Annotated in this window: 20 protein-coding genes; 15 read left to right on the top strand and 5 right to left on the bottom strand. The window is 36.8% G+C overall.

Going from position 1 to position 20042, the window contains the following annotated elements:
* Window positions 1-16: 16 nt before the first annotated feature.
* Window positions 17-262 carry a hypothetical protein gene (locus J2S06_RS00675; RefSeq protein WP_407638490.1) on the bottom strand — a complete coding sequence of 82 codons (246 nt, stop codon included), beginning with the start codon at window positions 260-262 and terminating at the stop codon, window positions 17-19.
* A gap of 230 nt (window positions 263-492) precedes the next feature.
* On the opposite strand from J2S06_RS00675, the gene J2S06_RS00680 reads away from it, so the two are divergent.
* The 8 genes from J2S06_RS00680 to J2S06_RS00715 all read left to right on the top strand — a co-directional run bounded on the left by J2S06_RS00680 (window position 493) and on the right by J2S06_RS00715 (window position 8421).
* Window positions 493-1698: an argininosuccinate synthase gene (locus J2S06_RS00680; RefSeq protein WP_044893402.1), complete on the top strand. Its 1206-nt coding sequence runs from the start codon at window positions 493-495 to the stop codon at window positions 1696-1698.
* Window positions 1695-3068, top strand: coding sequence for an argininosuccinate lyase (gene argH / locus J2S06_RS00685; protein WP_419150987.1), 1374 nt, complete (start codon window positions 1695-1697; stop codon window positions 3066-3068). Before J2S06_RS00680 ends, argH begins: the two co-directional genes overlap by 4 nt.
* A 95-nt stretch (window positions 3069-3163) precedes the next feature.
* On the top strand, window positions 3164-3319 hold the full coding sequence (locus tag J2S06_RS00690; RefSeq protein ID WP_200894673.1) for a hypothetical protein: 156 nt from the start codon (window positions 3164-3166) through the stop codon (window positions 3317-3319).
* Window positions 3320-3495: 176 nt separating this feature from the next.
* Window positions 3496-4257: an SDR family oxidoreductase gene (locus J2S06_RS00695; protein WP_044893404.1), complete on the top strand. Its 762-nt coding sequence runs from the start codon at window positions 3496-3498 to the stop codon at window positions 4255-4257.
* Between the two features lie 360 nt (window positions 4258-4617).
* Window positions 4618-5739: an alanine dehydrogenase gene (gene ald, locus J2S06_RS00700; RefSeq protein WP_044893405.1), complete on the top strand. Its 1122-nt coding sequence runs from the start codon at window positions 4618-4620 to the stop codon at window positions 5737-5739.
* Window positions 5740-5815: 76 nt separating this feature from the next.
* Window positions 5816-6499 (top strand): metal-dependent hydrolase, encoded by a 684-nt coding sequence (locus J2S06_RS00705; RefSeq protein WP_419150988.1) that lies wholly within the window; start codon window positions 5816-5818, stop codon window positions 6497-6499.
* A gap of 279 nt (window positions 6500-6778) precedes the next feature.
* On the top strand, window positions 6779-7018 hold the full coding sequence (locus J2S06_RS00710; RefSeq protein WP_419150989.1) for a hypothetical protein: 240 nt from the start codon (window positions 6779-6781) through the stop codon (window positions 7016-7018).
* Between the two features lie 83 nt (window positions 7019-7101).
* Window positions 7102-8421, top strand: a complete 1320-nt coding sequence (locus tag J2S06_RS00715) for a DRTGG domain-containing protein (RefSeq protein WP_419150990.1) — start codon at window positions 7102-7104, stop codon at window positions 8419-8421.
* 47 nt (window positions 8422-8468) lie between these two features.
* Here J2S06_RS00715 and J2S06_RS00720 read toward each other — a convergent pair whose 3' ends face one another.
* Entirely contained in the window at window positions 8469-8768 is a 300-nt protein-coding gene (locus J2S06_RS00720) for a YtpI family protein (protein ID WP_419150991.1), read from the bottom strand.
* Between the two features lie 134 nt (window positions 8769-8902).
* Here J2S06_RS00720 and J2S06_RS00725 point away from each other — a divergent pair, with 134 nt between their 5' ends.
* Window positions 8903-9841 carry a DHH family phosphoesterase gene (locus J2S06_RS00725; RefSeq protein ID WP_044893410.1) on the top strand — a complete coding sequence of 313 codons (939 nt, stop codon included), beginning with the start codon at window positions 8903-8905 and terminating at the stop codon, window positions 9839-9841.
* A gap of 166 nt (window positions 9842-10007) precedes the next feature.
* Here the strand turns inward: J2S06_RS00725 and J2S06_RS00730 are convergent, their stop codons facing one another.
* The 3 genes from J2S06_RS00730 to J2S06_RS00740 form a co-directional block, all read right to left on the bottom strand.
* Entirely contained in the window at window positions 10008-10199 is a 192-nt protein-coding gene (locus J2S06_RS00730; RefSeq protein ID WP_044893411.1) for a hypothetical protein, read from the bottom strand.
* A gap of 372 nt (window positions 10200-10571) precedes the next feature.
* Window positions 10572-11075, bottom strand: a complete 504-nt coding sequence (gene ytrI, locus J2S06_RS00735) for a sporulation membrane protein YtrI (RefSeq protein WP_419150992.1) — start codon at window positions 11073-11075, stop codon at window positions 10572-10574.
* Window positions 11072-11410 carry a YtrH family sporulation protein gene (locus tag J2S06_RS00740; RefSeq protein WP_419150993.1) on the bottom strand — a complete coding sequence of 113 codons (339 nt, stop codon included), beginning with the start codon at window positions 11408-11410 and terminating at the stop codon, window positions 11072-11074. The genes ytrI and J2S06_RS00740 overlap by 4 nt, the downstream gene beginning before the upstream one ends.
* Before the next feature lie 156 nt (window positions 11411-11566).
* Here J2S06_RS00740 and dnaE point away from each other — a divergent pair, with 156 nt between their 5' ends.
* From dnaE to pfkA, 6 genes are all read left to right on the top strand, one after another.
* Window positions 11567-14920 (top strand): DNA polymerase III subunit alpha, encoded by a 3354-nt coding sequence (gene dnaE, locus J2S06_RS00745; RefSeq protein ID WP_419150994.1) that lies wholly within the window; start codon window positions 11567-11569, stop codon window positions 14918-14920.
* 94 nt (window positions 14921-15014) lie between these two features.
* Window positions 15015-16250, top strand: coding sequence for an NAD(P)-dependent malic enzyme (locus tag J2S06_RS00750; protein ID WP_044893415.1), 1236 nt, complete (start codon window positions 15015-15017; stop codon window positions 16248-16250).
* A gap of 10 nt (window positions 16251-16260) precedes the next feature.
* A complete protein-coding gene (locus J2S06_RS00755; RefSeq protein ID WP_044893416.1) occupies window positions 16261-16878 on the top strand; it encodes a FadR/GntR family transcriptional regulator in 618 nt (205 codons plus the stop codon).
* 69 nt (window positions 16879-16947) lie between these two features.
* Window positions 16948-17820: an acetyl-CoA carboxylase, carboxyltransferase subunit beta gene (gene accD / locus J2S06_RS00760; RefSeq protein ID WP_419150995.1), complete on the top strand. Its 873-nt coding sequence runs from the start codon at window positions 16948-16950 to the stop codon at window positions 17818-17820.
* Window positions 17805-18794, top strand: a complete 990-nt coding sequence (accA, locus tag J2S06_RS00765) for an acetyl-CoA carboxylase carboxyl transferase subunit alpha (RefSeq protein WP_419150996.1) — start codon at window positions 17805-17807, stop codon at window positions 18792-18794. The genes accD and accA overlap by 16 nt, the downstream gene beginning before the upstream one ends.
* Window positions 18795-19047: 253 nt before the next feature.
* Window positions 19048-20007 (top strand): 6-phosphofructokinase, encoded by a 960-nt coding sequence (pfkA, locus tag J2S06_RS00770; RefSeq protein ID WP_044893419.1) that lies wholly within the window; start codon window positions 19048-19050, stop codon window positions 20005-20007.
* Window positions 20008-20042: the final 35 nt, after the last annotated feature.

Here is a 20042-nt window from a genome sequence, read left to right on the forward strand (position 1 = left end):
AGTACGCTCTTTGCCATTATATTCGATACCAAATCCATAAATCATTGATGATGGAAGCAAGTTCGGCAATTTGTGAATTTAATAAACAGGACGTTTCAAAATCCTCTTCCTCTTCTAATTGTGTTTGCTTTTGATTGATCCATTGTTCTAAACTTTTGATTCGATCAGGGATTTTCCCACGAATTTGTTCCCATTTCAATAAGATTTCTTCTTGTATCGTTTCTTCATATTCTTCCAAACGTTTTTCAAGGTGAGGAAGCATGATGCCTAGCCTTTCGTTATATTGAAAAAATTGCAAGGAAATCGCCCCCATATATTCAATCCTTATTTCATTGTAAAACAGTATGCATAAATTATCCATAAACTTTAAAAAAACGGTTGAAAAAATCAGCTAAAGCTGATACATTTGTTATAAATCGATTGTATTTTTATAAAAACAAATTAATTTTTATGCATATATTTGATTTTATTCAACGGAGAGGGGAATTCAGTATGGCAAATCCTAAAGTTGTGTTAGCTTATTCTGGAGGTTTAGATACATCTGTAGCGATCAAGTGGCTTCAAGAAAAAGGTTATGATGTTGTCGCATTATGTTTAGATGTTGGAGAAGGGAAAGATTTGCAGTTCATTAAAGAAAAAGCGTTAAAGGTAGGAGCCGTACAATCTTATGTCATTGATGCGAAAAAAGAATTTGCAGATGAATATGCTTTAATTGCTCTTCAAGCTCATGCATTATATGAAGGGAAATATCCACTCGTTTCGGCTCTTTCTAGACCATTGATTGCAAAAAAGCTTGTCGAGATTGCGGAAACGACAGGAGCTGTTGCTGTTGCACATGGTTGTACTGGTAAAGGAAACGATCAAGTTCGCTTTGAAGTTTCGATAAAAGCGTTAAATCCAGACTTGCAAGTGTTAGCGCCTGTTAGAGAATGGAAATGGTCACGTGAAGAAGAAATTGAATATGCGAAAAAGCATGATATACCAATTCCTATTAATCTTGATAGCCCATATTCTATTGATCAAAATTTATGGGGAAGAAGTAATGAATGTGGAATATTAGAAGACCCATGGGCTGCTCCCCCAGAAGATGCGTATGATCTTACAGCTCCTATTGAGCTTACACCAGATACACCGGAAATCATTGAAATTGATTTTGAAGCTGGTGTACCAGTGGCTTTAAACGGGCAATCATTGTCATTAGATGAGCTTATTTTACAATTAAATTCGATTGCGGGAAAACATGGAGTTGGACGTATTGACCATGTTGAAAATCGCTTAGTTGGTATTAAATCTCGTGAGGTATATGAATGTCCAGCTGCGATAACTCTTTTAAAAGCCCATAAAGAATTAGAAGATTTAACTTTAGTAAAAGAAGTAGCTCATTTTAAACCATTAATCGAACAAAAAATGGCGGAGCTGATTTATAACGGCTTATGGTTTTCACCATTAAAACAAGCGTTAGAAGCGTTCTTAAAAGAAACACAAAAATTTGTTACTGGTACTGTGCGTGTCAAACTATTTAAAGGGCATGCGATTGTAGAAGGAAGAAAATCAAAATATTCTCTTTACGATGAAAAGCTAGCAACATATACAGCAGATGATTCATTTGATCATGAGGCAGCAGTAGGATTTATTTCATTATGGGGCTTACCTACAAAAGTTAACAGCATTGTTCAAAATAAGAAGGTGGAGGTATGAACAAACTTTGGGGAGGACGCTTCCAAAAAACTCCTGAAAAATGGGTCGATGAATTTAATGCATCCATCTCTTTCGACAAAGAATTAGTGGAAGAGGATATTCAAGGAAGCTTAGCACACGTTGAAATGCTTAAGGCTACGAACATTATTGAGGAAGAGGAAGCCGATTCCATTCAAAAAGGTCTACAATCTTTATTAGAAAAAGCGAAAAATAATGAATTGTCGTTTTCTGTTAAATATGAGGATATACATTTGAATATAGAAAAACTTTTAATAGATGAAATTGGACCCGTTGGCGGTAAGCTGCATACAGGCAGAAGTCGTAACGATCAAGTAGCTACTGATATGCATTTATATTTGCGCAAACACGTTCAACATATTTTAGAGCTCATTCAATCGTTGCAAAAGGCATTAATTGAAAAGGCTGAGGACCATGTTGAAACCATTTTGCCCGGGTATACTCATTTGCAACGGGCTCAGCCGATATCATTAGCTCATCATTTACTTGCTTATGTATGGATGCTGCAGCGTGATAAAGAGAGATTTTCCGAATCGTTAAAACGAATAAATGTGTGCCCGCTTGGCAGTGCTGCCTTAGCGGGGACGACATTTCCAATTGATCGTCAATTAACAGCTAAACTACTTGAATTTGACCGTGTTTATCCAAATAGCTTAGATGCGGTGAGTGACCGGGATTTTATCGTAGAATTTTTAAGCAACAGTTCACTTTTAATGGTTCATCTTTCTAGATTTTGTGAGGAACTAATTTTATGGTGCTCACAGGAATTTCAATTTGTGGAAATGGACGATACGTACTCTACAGGAAGCAGTATTATGCCGCAAAAGAAAAATCCTGATATGGCAGAGCTTATTCGCGGAAAATCTGGTCGAGTCTTCGGTCATTTAATATCGCTTTTAACTGTACTTAAGGGTCTTCCACTAGCATACAACAAAGACTTGCAAGAAGATAAAGAAGGAATGTTTGATACGGTTAAAACGATCGAAGGCTGCTTAGAAATCATGACGGGAATGATTCGTACGTTGAAAATAAATAAAGAGAAGATGGAACAATCGGTAAATGAAGATTTTTCAAATGCCACCGAGCTGGCTGATTATCTTGCCAAAAAGGGTCTTCCATTCCGAAAAGCACATGAAGTTGTCGGAAAACTCGTTTATTTATGTATTGAGAAAGGAATTTATTTGAAAGATTTGTCCATGGCTGAATTTAAAGAGGCGAATGAACTTTTTGATGAAGATGTATATGAGGTGTTAAACCCTTATACAGCCGTTAATAAACGGAATAGTGAAGGGGGAACTGGTTTTTCAGAAGTGAAAAAACAGCTTCATCTGGCAAAATCTCTCATTTATTGATGATAATGATAACGTATAACGTTTTGAATGAGTCGAAAAATAATGGTGTTCACAAAAGCATATCACGAAATAAGGGTGAAAAGGAGTTGAACACCGTGAAAAAAGAGCAAAAACGACACACAAAAGAATCCATTTATTATGACGAAGATGGATCAATGGAAACAACTAAGCAAATAACGAACGCTTATTTAAGTGGTGTTGTCGATCAGCAGTTAGAAGACAATTTTTTTGAAAGACAAGATGAACATTAAAACGATGCAATTTTGCATCGTTTTTTTGTTTGAGAACATATTATTAGGCAGTAATGAAGTTGCCCCCTGCCAAAAACCGAGCTTAAAAATAATTTATTTATTTCTCTTGAAAGTCATTTAATTGTAAAATGGAGGTAGCAGTCCAATCTGTAAAGACGTACAGGGAGGAGTCAAATGTGCGGCATGCGATTATTACAGCTGGTACAAAAGGGTTAGGAAGAAAAGTAACAGAGATGTTTTTGGAAAATGGATATGCTGTAACCGTTCTTTATCGAAGTGATGCGAAAGCGGCTGAACAATTGCATAAAGCCTTTTTGCACAAAGAAGATCGAATGCTTTTTGTACAAGGTGATGTAACGAAAAAAAATGATTTAGTTCGATTAGTGGAAAAAGGCTACCAACAATTTGGTCGAATTGATTGTTTAATTAACAACGCAGGTCCGTATATATTTGAACGTAAAAAATTAGTCGATTACAAAGATAAAGAATGGTATGAGATGCTAGAAGGCAACTTAAGCTCCGTTTTTCACCTTGTGAAATTAGTTATACCAATCATGAGAAAGCAGCGTTATGGCCGGATTATTACATATGGCTTTCAAGGAGCAAATGATGCCTCTGGTTGGCTTCATCGTTCTGCTTTTAGTGCAGCAAAAGTTGGTCTTGTTTCATTAACGAAAACGATTGCCATTGAGGAAGCAGAAAATGGAATTACAGCAAACATGGTATGTCCAGGAAATATTGCCGGAGAAATGAAAGAAGCGACCATTGATTATGCGAAAGAAAAAAAGGATGATAATACTCCGGTTGGGCGTTCTGGAACTGGAGAAGATATTGCAAGAATCATCTCTTTTTTATGTGAAGAGAGATCCGATTTTATTACTGGAGCAATCATTGAAGCGACTGGTGGTGCTGATGTTATACACCGATTTCAAATATAATGAATCGAAAATGACTATCTTTTTTCAAGGCTGTTTTCGTAACCTTTGTTGCTTTTCGACTGTCCATGAACCGAACAATGCATGCGGTCGGACAAATTACACTTGTCCGACAATCATCTTTTGTTCGGTTCACGTCAAGCTTGTAAGTGACATAGCAAGCATTCGAAAAGCTATGTAAAGCAACAATCCTTTAGAAAAGAGCTTTTTCAAAGATGGGCGCTTTCATTGTTTGAAAAGGATGTCTCTCTCATTTTTCTCCACATAAAATGCCAAACATCTCAAAATGATTAATTATATAGGTTTTTTATACATTTATAAGGAAATAATTGTAATAACCTTATTCATAATGGAGGGTTATAAATGAAAATTGGCATTCCTAAAGAATTGAAAAACAATGAAAATCGTGTTGCCATCACGCCAGCAGGAGTCGTTCATTTAATCAATTCCGGACATGACGTTTATATAGAAAAAGGAGCTGGTATTGGTTCGGGGTTTGCGGATGATCAATATGAAAAAGCGGGAGCGAAAATATTAAATTCGGCTGCGGATATTTGGTCGATGGATATGGTGATGAAAGTAAAAGAGCCGCTCCAAGAAGAATATTCTTATTTTCGTGAAGGGCTTATTTTATTTACGTATTTACATTTGGCAGCAGAGCCGGAATTAACAAAAGCGCTAATCGATCAAAAAGTGGTTGGAATCGCCTATGAAACCGTACAGCTTCCAAATGGTTCTTTACCCCTTTTAACACCGATGAGCGAAGTAGCTGGAAGAATGGCTGCCCAAATTGGGGCTCAATTTTTAGAAAAAACGAAAGGGGGAAAAGGAATCTTATTAGGAGGAGTACCAGGGGTAAAAAGAGGAAAAGTAACCATTATAGGCGGAGGTGTAGCAGGGACAAATGCGGCCAAAATTGCCGTTGGTTTAGGAGCTGATGTAACGATATTAGATGTAAATCTTGATCGCCTTCGTCAGCTTGAAGATGTATTTAAACGAGATGTTCATACGTTAATGTCAAATCCTTATAATATCATGGAAGCCGTGAAAGAGTCGGACTTAGTCATTGGCGCTGTCTTAATACCGGGTGCTCGTGCGCCGAAATTAGTTACTAAAGAAATGGTTCAATCGATGGCTAAAGGCTCTGTCGTTGTCGATATTGCCATTGACCAAGGAGGAATTTTTGAAACAACGGATCGGATAACCACACATGACAATCCAACTTATGAAAAATTTGGAGTTTTACACTATGCAGTTGCTAATATGCCAGGGGCCGTTCCTAGAACTTCTACGATCGCCTTAACGAACGTTACAGTCCCATATGCTTTGCAAATTGCGAATAAAGGCTATCATAAAGCGGCACTTGAAAATGAGTCGCTACGTAAAGGGATAAATACGTTAAATGGATACGTCACCTATAAAGCGGTTGCAGAAGCCCATCAGTTGCCTTACAAATCCGCACTTGAGATTTTACAAGGAATGTAAAAGAAATTTAGAATAGTAATCGTATGACAATTCATAAAATTTTTTGTACGATAGAAGAAAAGAGGAGGGGGAATTTATGAAAATATCATACCATGGACATTCAGTTGTTCAAATTGAGACGAATGGGACAAAAGTGATCATTGATCCTTTTATTAATGGCAACGAGCTTACGGATTTAAAAGTAGAGGATGTCAAGGTTGATGCGATTTTGTTAACACACGGCCATAATGATCATGTAGGAGATACAGTGGAAATAGCCAAAAGAAATAATGCCCTTGTCATTGCTCCTTTTGAGCTCGCTACATACTTAAGCTACAAAGGAATTCAAACACATGCTATGCACATTGGTGGTGCGCATACATTTGATTTTGGAAAAGTGAAACTGACACAAGCTTTTCATGGGTCAAGCTATTCTGATGAACAGCAAAATATCATTTATACAGGGATGCCTTCAGGAATCTTGTTTACAGCTGAAGGAAAAACGATTTATCATGCAGGAGATACTGCGTTGTTTTCTGACATGAAAATGATTGGGGAGCGTCATGAAATTGACGTAGCATTCCTGCCAATCGGTGATAACTTTACGATGGGCCCAGAAGATGCTAGCGATGCAGCAAAATGGCTTAAGGCGAAAAGAGTTGTACCAATCCATTACAATACATTTCCTGTTATTCAACAAAACCCCCATAGCTTTGTACAATTACTTCCTGAAGGAGTTGGAAAGGTTCTTTCACCAGGTGAGTCGATTGAGTTATCCTGAAGTAGTTTGTAGACAAAGTCTACATAGAACGACTTTTCAGGCTGAATGAAACCCATGTCTCGAGGCACGAGCCCGATGAGGAGAGGAGATACCAAGTACGGTAATGAAGCGCGATGCGGGCGAAGTAAAAAAGAAACAAAGAATGCAATCGTTTGTGGGCAGTCTGAAAGCTCGGCAACCGCCGAGCTTTTTTAATAATAAAAAATTATCATAAAATCGAATCAAGCCTCGTATGCAATATAGAAAGTAGGTGAAAATAAATAGGAGGAAAAGATAAAGTTGAAAAGATTACTTTATTTTTGTTTAAGTATTGGACTTCTTTTTTATAGTCTTCCTTATCTTTCCGTGACAAAATCGCTTGAGCAAACTATTTTTTCTTTGACCTGGTTGATTTTTGCACTTTGTACGATCGGTGGAAACTTATACGGATATCTTGATCAAGATAAAAAATACAATGTCTTAAAAGGCAAAAAAACTACATCTAATAAGTATAAGCGTCAGCAGTCGTCATTACATTGATAAGAAACCTTTTCACCGATATAATAAAGTTGTTTAAGAAGTTGTCACATTTAATAGACTGACCAGAAAAAGGGTGAAATGGTTTGGCGACAAAACATGAGCAAATTTTACAATATATTGAATCATTGCCAATTGGTGAAAAAATTTCGGTTAGACAAATTGCGAAAGTGATGAATGTTAGTGAAGGCACTGCTTACCGAGCAATTAAAGATGCTGAAAATAAAGGGTATGTTAGTACGATTGAACGAGTAGGTACGATTCGAATTGAACAAAAGAAAAAGGAAAATATTGAAAAGCTTACTTATGCAGAGGTTGTCAATATTGTTGATGGACAAGTACTTGGCGGAAGAGCTGGGCTTCATAAAACGTTAAATAAATTTGTAATCGGTGCCATGAAGCTTGAGGCAATGATGCGCTACACAGGGGCCGGCAACTTATTAATTGTTGGAAATAGAACGAAAGCTCAGCAATCTGCGTTAGAAGCCGGAGCTGCCGTTTTAATTACCGGGGGCTTTGATACAGACGAGTACAATAAAAAATTAGCGGATGAACTCGAACTTCCGATCATTTCAACGAGTTATGATACGTTTACCGTTGCCACCATGATTAACCGAGCAATATATGACCAGCTGATTAAAAAAGAAATCGTTTTAGTTGAAGATATTTTAACACCTGTTGAAAAAACTGTATCTTTAAAGCCTGATGATAAAATTGAAACATGGTATGAATATAACAAAAAGACAGGTCATGGCCGTTTCCCAGTTATTGATTCTAATTTAAAGGTAGTTGGAATCGTGACTTCCAAAGATATAATGGGCCATGAAAAACATGCTTTGATTGAGAAAGTTATGACCAAAAATCCGATTACAGTTTCTGGAAAAACATCTGTTGCCTCCGTAGCGCAAATGATGGTTTGGGAAGGGATCGAAATGCTTCCTGTTGTGAATTCAAGCGGGCAAATAGAAGGAATCATTAGTCGACAAGATGTGCTAAAAGCATTGCAATCCATCCAACGACAACCACACACGGGAGAAAAGATTGATGATATTATTACTCGACAAATTGTCAATTTATCTGATGATGCGAAAGAAACAAATGTTTTCCGCTGTGAAGTAACACCGCAAATGACGAATCAATATGGAACCATTTCCTATGGAGCCTTTACTACGTTAATTACGGAAGCGGCCAACTACCATTTACGGCAGCAAAAAAAAGGGGAATTAGTAGTAGAAAATATGACGATTTATTTTCTAAAACCAGTGCAAATGGAGAGCATCATTGAAATTCATCCGAGAATTTTGGACGTAGGTAGAAAGTTCGGGAAAATCGACGTTGAAGTTTATCAAAATGGGGTAGTAGTTGGTAAGGCGATGTTAATGGTGCAGCTAATTGATCGCTATTAATCATGAAAAGGACAGGCCTTTCACTGGACCCTGTCCCTTTTTGACTTTTATCTTGATTCTTCGGCTTCTTTAACCGCTAAAAGGTAGTAATGTTTGTATGCCTTATAGCCAGCCCATGAGCTTAAAGCACCAATGAGAATAAATATAATACCGACAATAAGCGAAACAGTTGAACGAAATAAAAATAGTTGATTTAAACCGAAAAAGAAAACAAATAAGCCCAGTGCGATGCTCGATTTAGTTGAGATCCATTGTTTCTCCATAGGTTTTTTCGCTTGAAAAAATTTTATTTTATAAAATACATAAAAAGAGAGGGAAAGGACAATAAGAATAACAAATACTGGCATAAAACAACCTCCATCATTAAAATCCAATTATTATTTTAATGCTTCTAGAATGAAATTACCAATAACTCTTCATTTATTTCTCTAGAATATGGTTTAATAATGATAGAAAAGTCATGATAAAGAAGGAGAATGTAATGAAAAAGGAAATTTTAGAAAAAATTAAGCAATATGACAAAATTATTATTCACCGCCATGTTCGTCCAGATCCTGATGCATATGGGTCTCAATGTGGATTAGCAGAGCTTTTAAAAAGCTCATTTCCTAGTAAACAAATTTTTGTTGTTGGAGAAGAAGATCCATCCCTCGAATTTTTGTATAAAATGGACCAAATTGATGATCATGAGTACGACGGAGCTCTTGTCATTGTTTGCGATACGGCCAATCAAGAGCGTATTAGTGATCAAAGATATAATAAAGGGGACTTTTTAATCAAAATCGACCATCATCCGAATGAAGATGCATATGGTGATTTATTGTGGGTTGATACGAGTGCAAGCTCAGTTAGTGAAATGATATATGAATTTTACTTATACGGAAAAGATTTTGGCCTTTCAATGTCAAAAGAGTGTGCTCGGCTTATTTATGCTGGAATTGTAGGGGACACAGGTAGGTTTTTATTTCCAAGTACAACGAAAAAAACGTTTAAATATGCTAGTGAATTAATTGAATATGACTTCTCCTATACAGACTTATATAATGAAATGTATAAAACGAAGCTTAATGTAGCTAAATTACACGGATATTTATTACAAAACTTTACGATGTTCAAGTCTGGTGCTGCTTATATCAAAATGACAAAACAATTGTTGCAAGAATACAACGTTCTCCCTTCTGAAGCATCTCAATTAGTTGGAGCGCTTGGGAATATTGAAGGATTAAAGGCTTGGGTATTTTTCATTGAAGAAAAAGAACAAATTCGTGTTCGCTTCCGTTCAAAAGGACCTATCATAAACGAATTAGCCAAAAAATTTAATGGTGGAGGCCACCCATTAGCAGCTGGGGCAACCATTTACAACTGGGATGAAGCTGACAAAATTATTGCCGAGCTAGAGGCGCTTTGTGAAAATGCATAAATAAATAAAAGGGGTCCAAAAAGTCAGTTAACGTGACTTTTTGGACAGCCCCAGTGATTCATAAGTCTGCAACATTTTTTGAATGGCTGTAATATTTTTACTGAATTATGGAATAAAGAGTAAGAGGGAGCTAATGAAGGCGGATCATGAGTATGAGGCTCAGAAGCTATTGTTCTTCGCGAACAGGAATAAACCAGCAGCCGAATTCAGTGACATCTTCATATACTTTTATATTTTCACATTCTAGCTCCTTTTTAATTAAGCTCACTAAATTTGCAGATTCCGCATATGCAGATCTACCTTTTCGAATTTGATTCACTTTTTCTTTAGCCATTTGTTTATGGTCAATGACAAACATTTTCACTTCCTCCTTTCACTTTTTTTTGCTCGCTGTACGAAATCACGTTACGCTGTAAAATGATTCCATTTTCTCTTTGAGAAGTTTTGCGTTTTAAGAGCTGTAATTGGTACTTTTACAATTATGATATTTCTTTATCTTTATTGTATCCAAAAATAAAAATAAATGCGATAAAATTAAAAAATATTCAAAAAACTTTCAAGTTTTTTTATTAGTTGTTCACATTTTTAAATAAGAAGGCTCTTTTCTAAAAGATTGTTGCTTTACAACCATAGCTTTTCGACTGTCCAGGCAAGCGACACGCTTGCTATCTCCCACTTTAGTGTGACGTGAACCGAACAAAGTTTACGAAAAAAGCCTATAAGAAAGGAATTATTTTACAGAAACAATTTCGATTTCTACAATAATCGTTGTAGAAATGACAAGTTGTGATACTTTTGCTTTATATTCTTTATCCTCCACCTTAAATTCCTCATTTTCAATAGCTTTCGTGATTAAATGTCTAGTGTTAATCACACTTTCAATATCTTTCGCTTTCAAGTCTGATAAATCTTCTTCAACGTGCTTTTTTATTAAGTATTCCATAATTTTATCCAATTTATAACGCTCAGCATTTTTAATGTTCACTTTTATATTTTGGACAGTTAATAATTTTTCGTTTTGATCATTTAATTTTTGGATGTCTTCCTTCCAAATTTTGTTTTCTTTTCTCAACTGTTTAATGGTATCTTTTTGCTTCGTAATGATTTCGACGTTTTTTTCCTGAAGAACACTATATGAATATAAAAAAAATCCCCAGCTAATCATCGCTCCGAAAACCATTCCAACAAAAAAGCGCTGCCAAGATGGCTTTTGATAATACGGTGGGATTCTCATGATGACACATGCTCCTGAGTAAACCAAGTAATGAGTAGCCAGCCTGTTTGCGCCCCTCCCATTGCTGACATAATAAGGAGAATTTGCTTCACAATATCCTTTGTAGCTCCATCAAAAAGCCCTCGTTCAAAACTGTAAAATGTATCGAAAGTGCCGCCAATGGCTGCAACAAGTGCCCAAATCTTTAGTTTGTTTGCTAACCTGAATATAGAGGTAAGCGGTGCCTCTCCTACTAAATATGCCCCAATCCCTCCGATTAATGCTCCCCCAAATAAAACACCAAAAGCAATAAAATACACTTTTATAAATGTTGAAATAAATGCTTCTGAATGCATATGACATCATCCTTTCGATACTATATATATGGACAAACACAAAATATATCCCTCATGGTCGAGATGCCTACAATGAATAAAAGCAATTTCGCTTTATTTGTATAATGGAATAAGACTATAATGAGGTATAACATTAGTGAAAAGGTGGGAGTTTGATTGTCATTCGTTCACCTTCAAGTAAAAAGTGCTTACAGCTTGCTTTCGAGTGCTGCAAGTATACATAAGTTAGTAGAAGAAGCGGAAAAAAACGGATTTTCTGCCCTTGCTCTTACAGATGAACATGTTATGTATGGGGCTATTGCTTTTTATAAATTGTGCAAAAAAAAGGGAATTAAACCAATTTTAGGTTTAACTGCTTCTGTACAAATAAAAGAAGAAGCCTATCCCTTTGTTCTGTTAGCAAAAAATCATAACGGATACAAAAATTTATTAAAAATGAGCAGCCTCCTGCAAACAAAATATCGGAAAGGGCTTCCACTTTCTTTATTTAAGTCGTACTGTCATGATTTATTTGTCCTAACTCCTGGAATGAACGGGATTATTGAACGACTCCTTCTAGAAGAAAAAAGAGAAGAAGCCTATAAAGCGGCTTTATATTTTCAACAAATGATGGAGGAGGACTCTTTTTATCTGTCGGTTCAACAACATGGATTAAAAGAGGAAAAAATTTTACTAGAAAAGCTTCGGAAGCTAGGAGCTGAGCTAAACATTCCGCTCGTTGCTACAAACGATGTTTTATACGTTCATCGAGAGGATGCTTTTGCCCAGCATTGTTTAGTGGCCATTAAAAACGGAACACAAATTGAGCAGGGAGAAGAAGCGTTCATAAATAAGAATTATCATTTGAAATCGATAAATGAAATGATGGAGCTATTTAAAGAGACTCCGGAAGCGATTCGTAACGCAGAGAAGATTGCGAATCAATGTCAACTTGATTTGCGTCTTGGACAGCTGAATCTTCCTAAATATCCTGTTCCGGAAGGCTTGGAAAAAAATCAATACTTAGAACAATTATGTTTAGAGGGTTTAAAAAAGAGAATTCCAAATCCGACAGATGAATACGTTGACAGACTCCTTTACGAACTTGATATTATTAAAAAAATGCAGTTTAGTGATTATTTTTTAATTGTTTGGGATTTCATGAGGTATGCACATGAACAAGGAATTGTAACAGGACCTGGACGTGGCTCAGCTGCTGGGTCATTAGTTGCCTATGTCTTAAATATTACAGACGTCGATCCGATTAAATATCATTTACTGTTTGAGAGATTTCTGAATCCTGAGAGAGTCACAATGCCTGATATTGATATTGACTTCCCTGATACGCGCAGGGATGAAATGATTTCATATGTGGCGAAAAAGTACGGAAAAGCACATGTGGCCCAAATTATTACTTTTGGTACGTTAGCGGCAAAAGCAGCGATTCGAGATGTAGCAAGGGTGTTAGGGGCTTCACAAAAAGAGGTGGATTTATTGGCAAAGCTCATACCTTCAAAGCCTGGCATTACATTAAGAGAAGCATATGAGGAGTCAGCATCTCTTAGGGAAAGAATATCCCAATCAGTACTTGCCAAGAAAATTTTTGATATTGCAGTGAAGGTTGAAGGTCTTCCGCGTCATTCATCAACACATGCTGCAGGCGTTGTTATTAGTGAAAAGCCTTTAACAGAAATGATTCCTATTCAAGAAGGACATCATGACATTTATTTAACGCAATTTTCAATGGAGCATTTAGAAGATGTCGGCTTGTTAAAAATGGATTTTTTAGGGTTACGCAATTTAACATTAATCGAGAATATAAAAGCTTTAATTCAAAAATATGAAGGAAAAAAAATATCCTTTGAACAAATTGGATATGAAGATGATTTAACGTTTTCCATCCTTTCAAAAGGAGATACAACTGGGGTCTTCCAGTTAGAATCAGAGGGAATGCGTCATGTATTAAAGAGGCTAAAGCCATCGTCGCTTGAAGACATCGTTGCGGTGAATGCCTTGTATAGACCCGGTCCAATGGAAAATATCCCTTTATTTATAGACCGTAAACATGGACGATTACCTATTCAATACCCACACGATGATTTAAAAGACATTTTAAAAAACACATATGGGATCATTGTTTATCAAGAACAAATTATGGAAATTGCAGCAAAAATGGCTGGGTTTTCATTAGGTGAAGCGGATTTACTAAGGAGAGCAGTAGGGAAAAAAATAAAATCATTGTTAGATGAAAAGAGAGATCATTTTGTTCTGGGATGTATCCGTAAAGGATATACAAAAGAAGCAGCGAATCATGTTTATGATTTAATTGTTAAATTTGCCAACTACGGTTTTAACAGAAGTCATGCTGTCGCCTACAGCATGATTGCGTTTCAGTTAGCATATTTAAAAGCTCATTATCCGCTCTATTTTATGTCAGCGTTATTAACGAGTGTAAGTGGGAATGAAAGCAAGATTGCACAATATATTAGAGAAGGCAAACAGAAAGGGATTCGCTTTTTACCGCCATCCATTAATAAAAGCGGTGATCATTTTTTAGTTGAACAAGGTGGGATTCGATATAGCTTAGCCTCGATCAAAAATGTCGGATATTCAGCCTTAAAAGAAATTTTTACAGAGCGAAAGAAAAGGCCGTTTACAGACTTATTTGACTTTTGTGTTCGAATTTCCCCTAAATCGGTAAACCGCCGCACAATAGAGTCACTTATTTTTTCTGGGGCAATGGATGAGTTTGGAGAGGATCGCGCTACCTTGTTAGCATCTATTGATGTTGCTTTGAATCATGCAGAGCTTTTAAAAATGGATGATAAAGAGCAAATGGATTTGTTTTTAGAGGAAGAAATGAATATTAAGCCGAAGTATGTTAAAGTGGAACCATTAAATATAGAGGAAAAGTTAAAATTTGAAAAACAGGTTTTAGGTTTTTATTTTTCCAGTCACCCTGTAGATTCGTTTGCGGCTGTTTTGAATGCAGAAGGGGCGATCCAAATTGCAAATAGCCTAAACAAGGTTGATCAACAAGTTAAATTAGGTGCTTATTTAATGAATGTAAAACCCATTCGAACAAAAAAAGGGGAAACGATGGCGTTTGCTCATTTGTCAGATAGCAGTGGCGAAATAGATGCAGTCATTTTTCCAAGCCATTTCCGTAAATATCGTGATAAACTTAAAAATGGAACGGTCGTCCTGCTCGCTGGTAAAATAGAGAAAAGACAAAATCAGCTTCAATTGATTGTCAATCATGTCCATTCAATAGAAGAATTAAAAGAGAAAAAAAGAGAAGGTGCTTTGTTTCTGAAAATTGAAGAAGAAACAAAGAAAAAGGGGAATTTATATAAACTAAAAGAAATTATCAGACGCTATCCTGGATCAGTTCCTGTATACGTATACTATGAATTTCTCCAAAAAACCGTTAAGCTGCCAGCTGATTTTTCAGTTGAACCGAATCCGGTATGTGTACAAAGATTATCAGAAATTCTAGGAAGACAAAATGTAGTTTTCAAGAAGGAATAGCTCCTCTTTACAATAAATAAAAATATGGTATATTGAATAAGTAACATAGTGGTCAGACCACCTATAACACATAGTCTCATAAGGAGTGATTAAATTGTCATTAAGAGAAGAAGCATTACATATGCACCGAATCCATAAAGGAAAACTAGAATCTAAATCAAAAGTTCCAGTACGTAATGCCAAGGATTTAAGCTTGGCGTATTCGCCGGGGGTGGCTGAACCTTGTAAAGCGATTTACGATGATAAAAATAAAGTATATGAATATACAATGAAGGGAAACATGGTTGCTGTCGTTTCTGATGGAACAGCTGTTTTAGGGCTTGGCAACATCGGACCGGAAGCAGCGCTGCCAGTGATGGAAGGGAAAGCGGTTTTATTTAAAAGTTTTGCTGGGGTTGATGCCTTCCCGATTTGCCTAGATACTACAGATGTCGATAAAATTGTAGAAACCGTTAAATTACTAGAGCCTACGTTTGGTGGCATTAATTTAGAAGATATTGCAGCGCCAAATTGCTTTGAAATTGAAGAACGTCTCAAAAAAGAAACGAATATCCCAATTTTTCACGATGATCAACACGGAACAGCTATTGTAACGGTAGCTGGATTAATGAATGCCTTAAAACTAGTCGGAAAAGAGATGTCAAATATTAAAGTAGTGGCAAACGGTGCTGGTGCCGCAGGAATTGCGATCATTAAATTATTATACCGTTATGGCGTCCGCGATATTATTATGTGTGATTCTAAAGGAGCGATTTTTGAAGGCCGTTCATACGGGATGAATCATATTAAAGAAGAAGTGGCGAAATTTACAAATCACGATCGAATTGAAGGTACATTAGGTGATGTGATTAAAGGAGCGGATGTATTTATCGGAGTATCTGTTGAAGGAGCACTCACGAAAGAAATGATCCAATCAATGGCTGATGATCCTATTATTTTTGCCATGGCCAATCCAGTTCCTGAAATCATGCCAGACGAAGCGAGAGAAGCAGGCGCAAAAGTTATTGGGACCGGTCGTTCCGATTTCCCGAATCAAGTCAATAACGTCCTTGCTTTTCCTGGGATTTTCCGTGGGGCATTAGACGTTCGTGCTACTCACATTAATGAACAAATGAAAATGGCTGCAGCTGAAGCGATAGCATCGCTCGTTTCAATCAATGAGCTTCGTCCAGATTACGTCATTCCTCAACCGTTTGATCCACGTGTAGCACCTGCAGTGGCTGCTGCTGTCGCTAAGGCGGCAATGGAGACAGGGGTTGCCCGCATAAAAGTGAATCCGAAAGAAGTTGAGGAGAAAACGAAAAAGCTAGCGATTATCGAAGAAAAGTGAGTGATTTATCGTGACACCTTCCCATTCGAAGGTATTCTTAAACACTTTAGATAAAATTCGTAAGATCATTCAAGATGATCAATTAGGAGTCGGAGATAAAATTCCGTCAGAACGGGAACTGGCAGATCGTCTCTCCGTTGGCCGGTCTTCTGTCCGAGAAGCGTTGAGAGCACTTGAATTATTAGGGATCATTGAAACAAGGAGAGGGGAAGGGACGTATATTAAAGATGTTCGTGAAAATGATTTAATTCCGCTGCTTGGAACATTCATTCTTCAAGATACAAAAGCAAAAAAGGATTTGTTGGAGATGAATGACCTTTTAGAAAAAAATGCACTTTTATTACTTTTAAAAAAAAGGCCATTGCAAGAATTAAGCCATTTAAAAAAGGACATCCACAAGGTAGATCGTAATACGATTATGTCAAAATTATTAATGTTAACAGACAACTATTTATTGTATCGAATTTGGTCTGTATTAAATCAATATGTACAAGCGTTGCTTCCAAGCTCTCCTGCTATCAATGATCAAATCATGGAAAAATTAATAGACTGTTTAATTAAACAAGATGAACAAGGATTATACGATGCCTATGAGCATCTTTCCTTAAAAAATTGGAAGAATAAGTGAACGGAGCTGTAACATAGTTATGAAAGTACGTCCATGCTTTAGAACTTGGATATTAAGGGAGGTTTCAAGTTGATCAAGAACATTTTTTCAAAGAAAAAGAAATATGCAACCATCCCGTCTGAACAAGCAAAGCAAGAGATTCCAGAGGGAATCATGACGAAATGTCCAAGCTGTAAAAAAATTATGTATACAAAAGAGTTAAATAAAAACTTACGTGTATGTGTGAATTGCGGCCACCATCATCAAATGGGAGCAAAGGATCGAATCAAAAGCTTATTGGATGGAAATAGCTTTATAGAATATGATGCAGATTTGATTTCGCAAAATCCACTCGATTTTCCAGACTATTTAGAGAAGCTTGAAAAAGATCGGGCAAAAACGAACTTAAATGAAGCAGTCGTAACAGGTGAAGGAACAATTGATGGTTACCCCATTGTCATAGCGGTAATGGATGCAAGCTTTCGAATGGGAAGCATGGGTTCGGTTGTTGGGGAAAAAATAACGAGAGCAATTGAAAAAGCTAGTGAAAAGCGAGTACCATTTATTATTTTTACCGCTTCTGGAGGAGCCAGAATGCAAGAAGGTGTTTTAAGTCTGATGCAAATGGCGAAAACGAGCTCAGCCCTAAAATTATTTAGTAATCAAGGTGGCTTAATTATTTCTGTTATGACACATCCAACAACAGGAGGCGTTTCTGCTAGCTTTGCTTCATTAGGAGATTACAATTTTGCTGAACCAGGAGCATTAATTGGATTTGCCGGCCGAAGAATTATTGAACAAACCATTCGCGAAGAACTTCCAGAAGACTTCCAAACAGCTGAATTTTTACTAAAGCATGGGCAATTAGATGCAGTCGTTCATCGCCATGATCTTAAGGAAACTTTAGTGAACATTCTCGACATCCATCAAGAAAGGAGGGAAATTGATTGGCTTTCGAACTAGAATTTGAAAAGCCTATTGTCGAGCTTAGGGAAAAAATTCGAGAATTAAAAGAATTTACAGAAACGAGTGATGTTGATTTATCATCGGAAATCGAAAGATTAGAAAAACGTCTACAAAAGCTAGAAAACGAAATCTACCTTCAATTATCACCGTGGGATCGTGTGCAAATTGCAAGACACCCTAATCGCCCGACTACATTGGATTATATTGAACGGATTTTTGATCATTTTTTTGAATGTCATGGTGACCGCTGCTATGGGGATGATGAAGCGATTGTAGGGGGAATTGCGAAATATCACGAATTTCCGGTCACAGTTATTGGACATCAGCGCGGTAAAGATACAAAGGAAAATATACGCCGTAACTTTGGAATGCCTCACCCAGAAGGATATCGAAAGGCACTTCGACTGATGAAACAGGCTGACAAATTTAATCGCCCGATTATTTGCTTTATTGATACGAAAGGTGCTTATCCTGGAAAAGCTGCAGAAGAGCGGGGACAAAGTGAAGCGATAGCGAGAAACTTGTTTGAGATGGCCGGTTTAAGAGTGCCTATCGTTTGTATCGTGATTGGTGAAGGCGGAAGTGGTGGAGCATTAGCTTTAGGAGTCGGGAATCATATCCATATGCTTGAAAATTCAACGTATTCCGTTATATCACCGGAAGGGGCTGCTGCACTTTTATGGAAGGATGCTGGATTAGCCAAAAGGGCAGCCGAAACGATGAAAATTACAGCACCTGATTTAAAAGAACTTGGAGTTATTGATGAAATCATTCCTGAAGTAAAAGGTGGAGCACATAGAGATATAGACCAACAAGCGAAAATCATTGATGAAGTGTTAAAGAGCTCTTTAAAAGAGCTGCTCAAAATGAGTGAAGAAAAACTAATTCAACATCGGTATGAAAAATATAAACGAATTGGCGAAATGACAAAAAAAGAAATGATTACTCCTTCAAATTTGAACATTTTATAACGTACAACTATAAATATAAACGTGACTCTTTTCTTTTAGAGCCACGTTTTCTTTTTATCAGTTTAGAAACTCTTATGTTTAGGTCTGGTGTTCTTTAAATGATATTTCTGTATAGGACCCGTTAAAATCTTCTCTTACACTTGTCTATATTTTGTGTATAATAGTAAAAGGCTAAGGTGTAAAGATTTTGTTTAGGACGTTTGACTTAGCTGTCTACATGATATCGTCAAAACAAATTTGGTGGGGTGATTTTATGAAGAAAATAGGTGTATTAACGAGTGGTGGAGATTCACCAGGTATGAATGCTGCGATCCGTGCAGTTGTTCGGAAAGCGATTTTTCATGGATTAGAGGTATATGGTATTTATCATGGTTATGCAGGATTAATCTCTGGCAAAATTGAAAAATTAGAATTAGGATCTGTTGGAGATATTATACATCGTGGTGGGACGATGTTATATACAGCCCGTTGTGAAGAATTTAAAACATTAGAAGGTCAGAAAAAAGGAATTGAACAATTGAAAAAGCATGGTATAGAAGGGCTCGTTGTCATTGGCGGCGACGGTTCATACAGGGGAGCAAAAAAATTGACTGAACATGGATTCCCATGCGTAGGAGTACCGGGAACTATTGACAATGATATTCCTGGAACAGATTTTACAGTTGGCTTTGATACAGCTTTAAATACTGTCATTGATGCGATTGATAAAATTCGCGATACAGCGACATCACATGAACGTACATATGTCATTGAAGTAATGGGGCGGCATGCTGGTGATATTGCGTTATGGTCTGGTCTAGCAGGTGGTGCTGAATCCATTTTAATCCCTGAAGCTGATTTTGAGATGGATGACATTATCGCTCGTTTGAAACGTGGTCATGAACGTGGTAAAAAGCATAGTATTATTATTGTTGCTGAAGGGGTTGGCAGCGGGGTTGAAATTGGTAAAAAAATACAAGAAATGACAAACTTTGAAACACGTGTCTCTGTTTTAGGACATATACAGCGCGGTGGTTCACCAACAGCATTTGATCGCGTTTTAGCAAGCAGATTAGGTGCATTTGCTGTTGAATTACTTTTAAATAATCAAGGTGGCCGTTGTGTTGGAATCCAAAACAATCAACTCGTTCACCATGATATGTTAGAGATTTTAGATCAAAAGCATACAATTGAACAAAAGATGTATCAGCTATCGAAAGAGCTCTCCATTTAGTTATCATATGCCAGGGTTCTGGAATCGTTTTCATA

It is taken from the genome of Bacillus alveayuensis (assembly GCA_030812955.1).
GTDB classification, from domain to species: Bacteria; Bacillota; Bacilli; order Bacillales; family Aeribacillaceae; genus Bacillus_CB; species Bacillus_CB alveayuensis.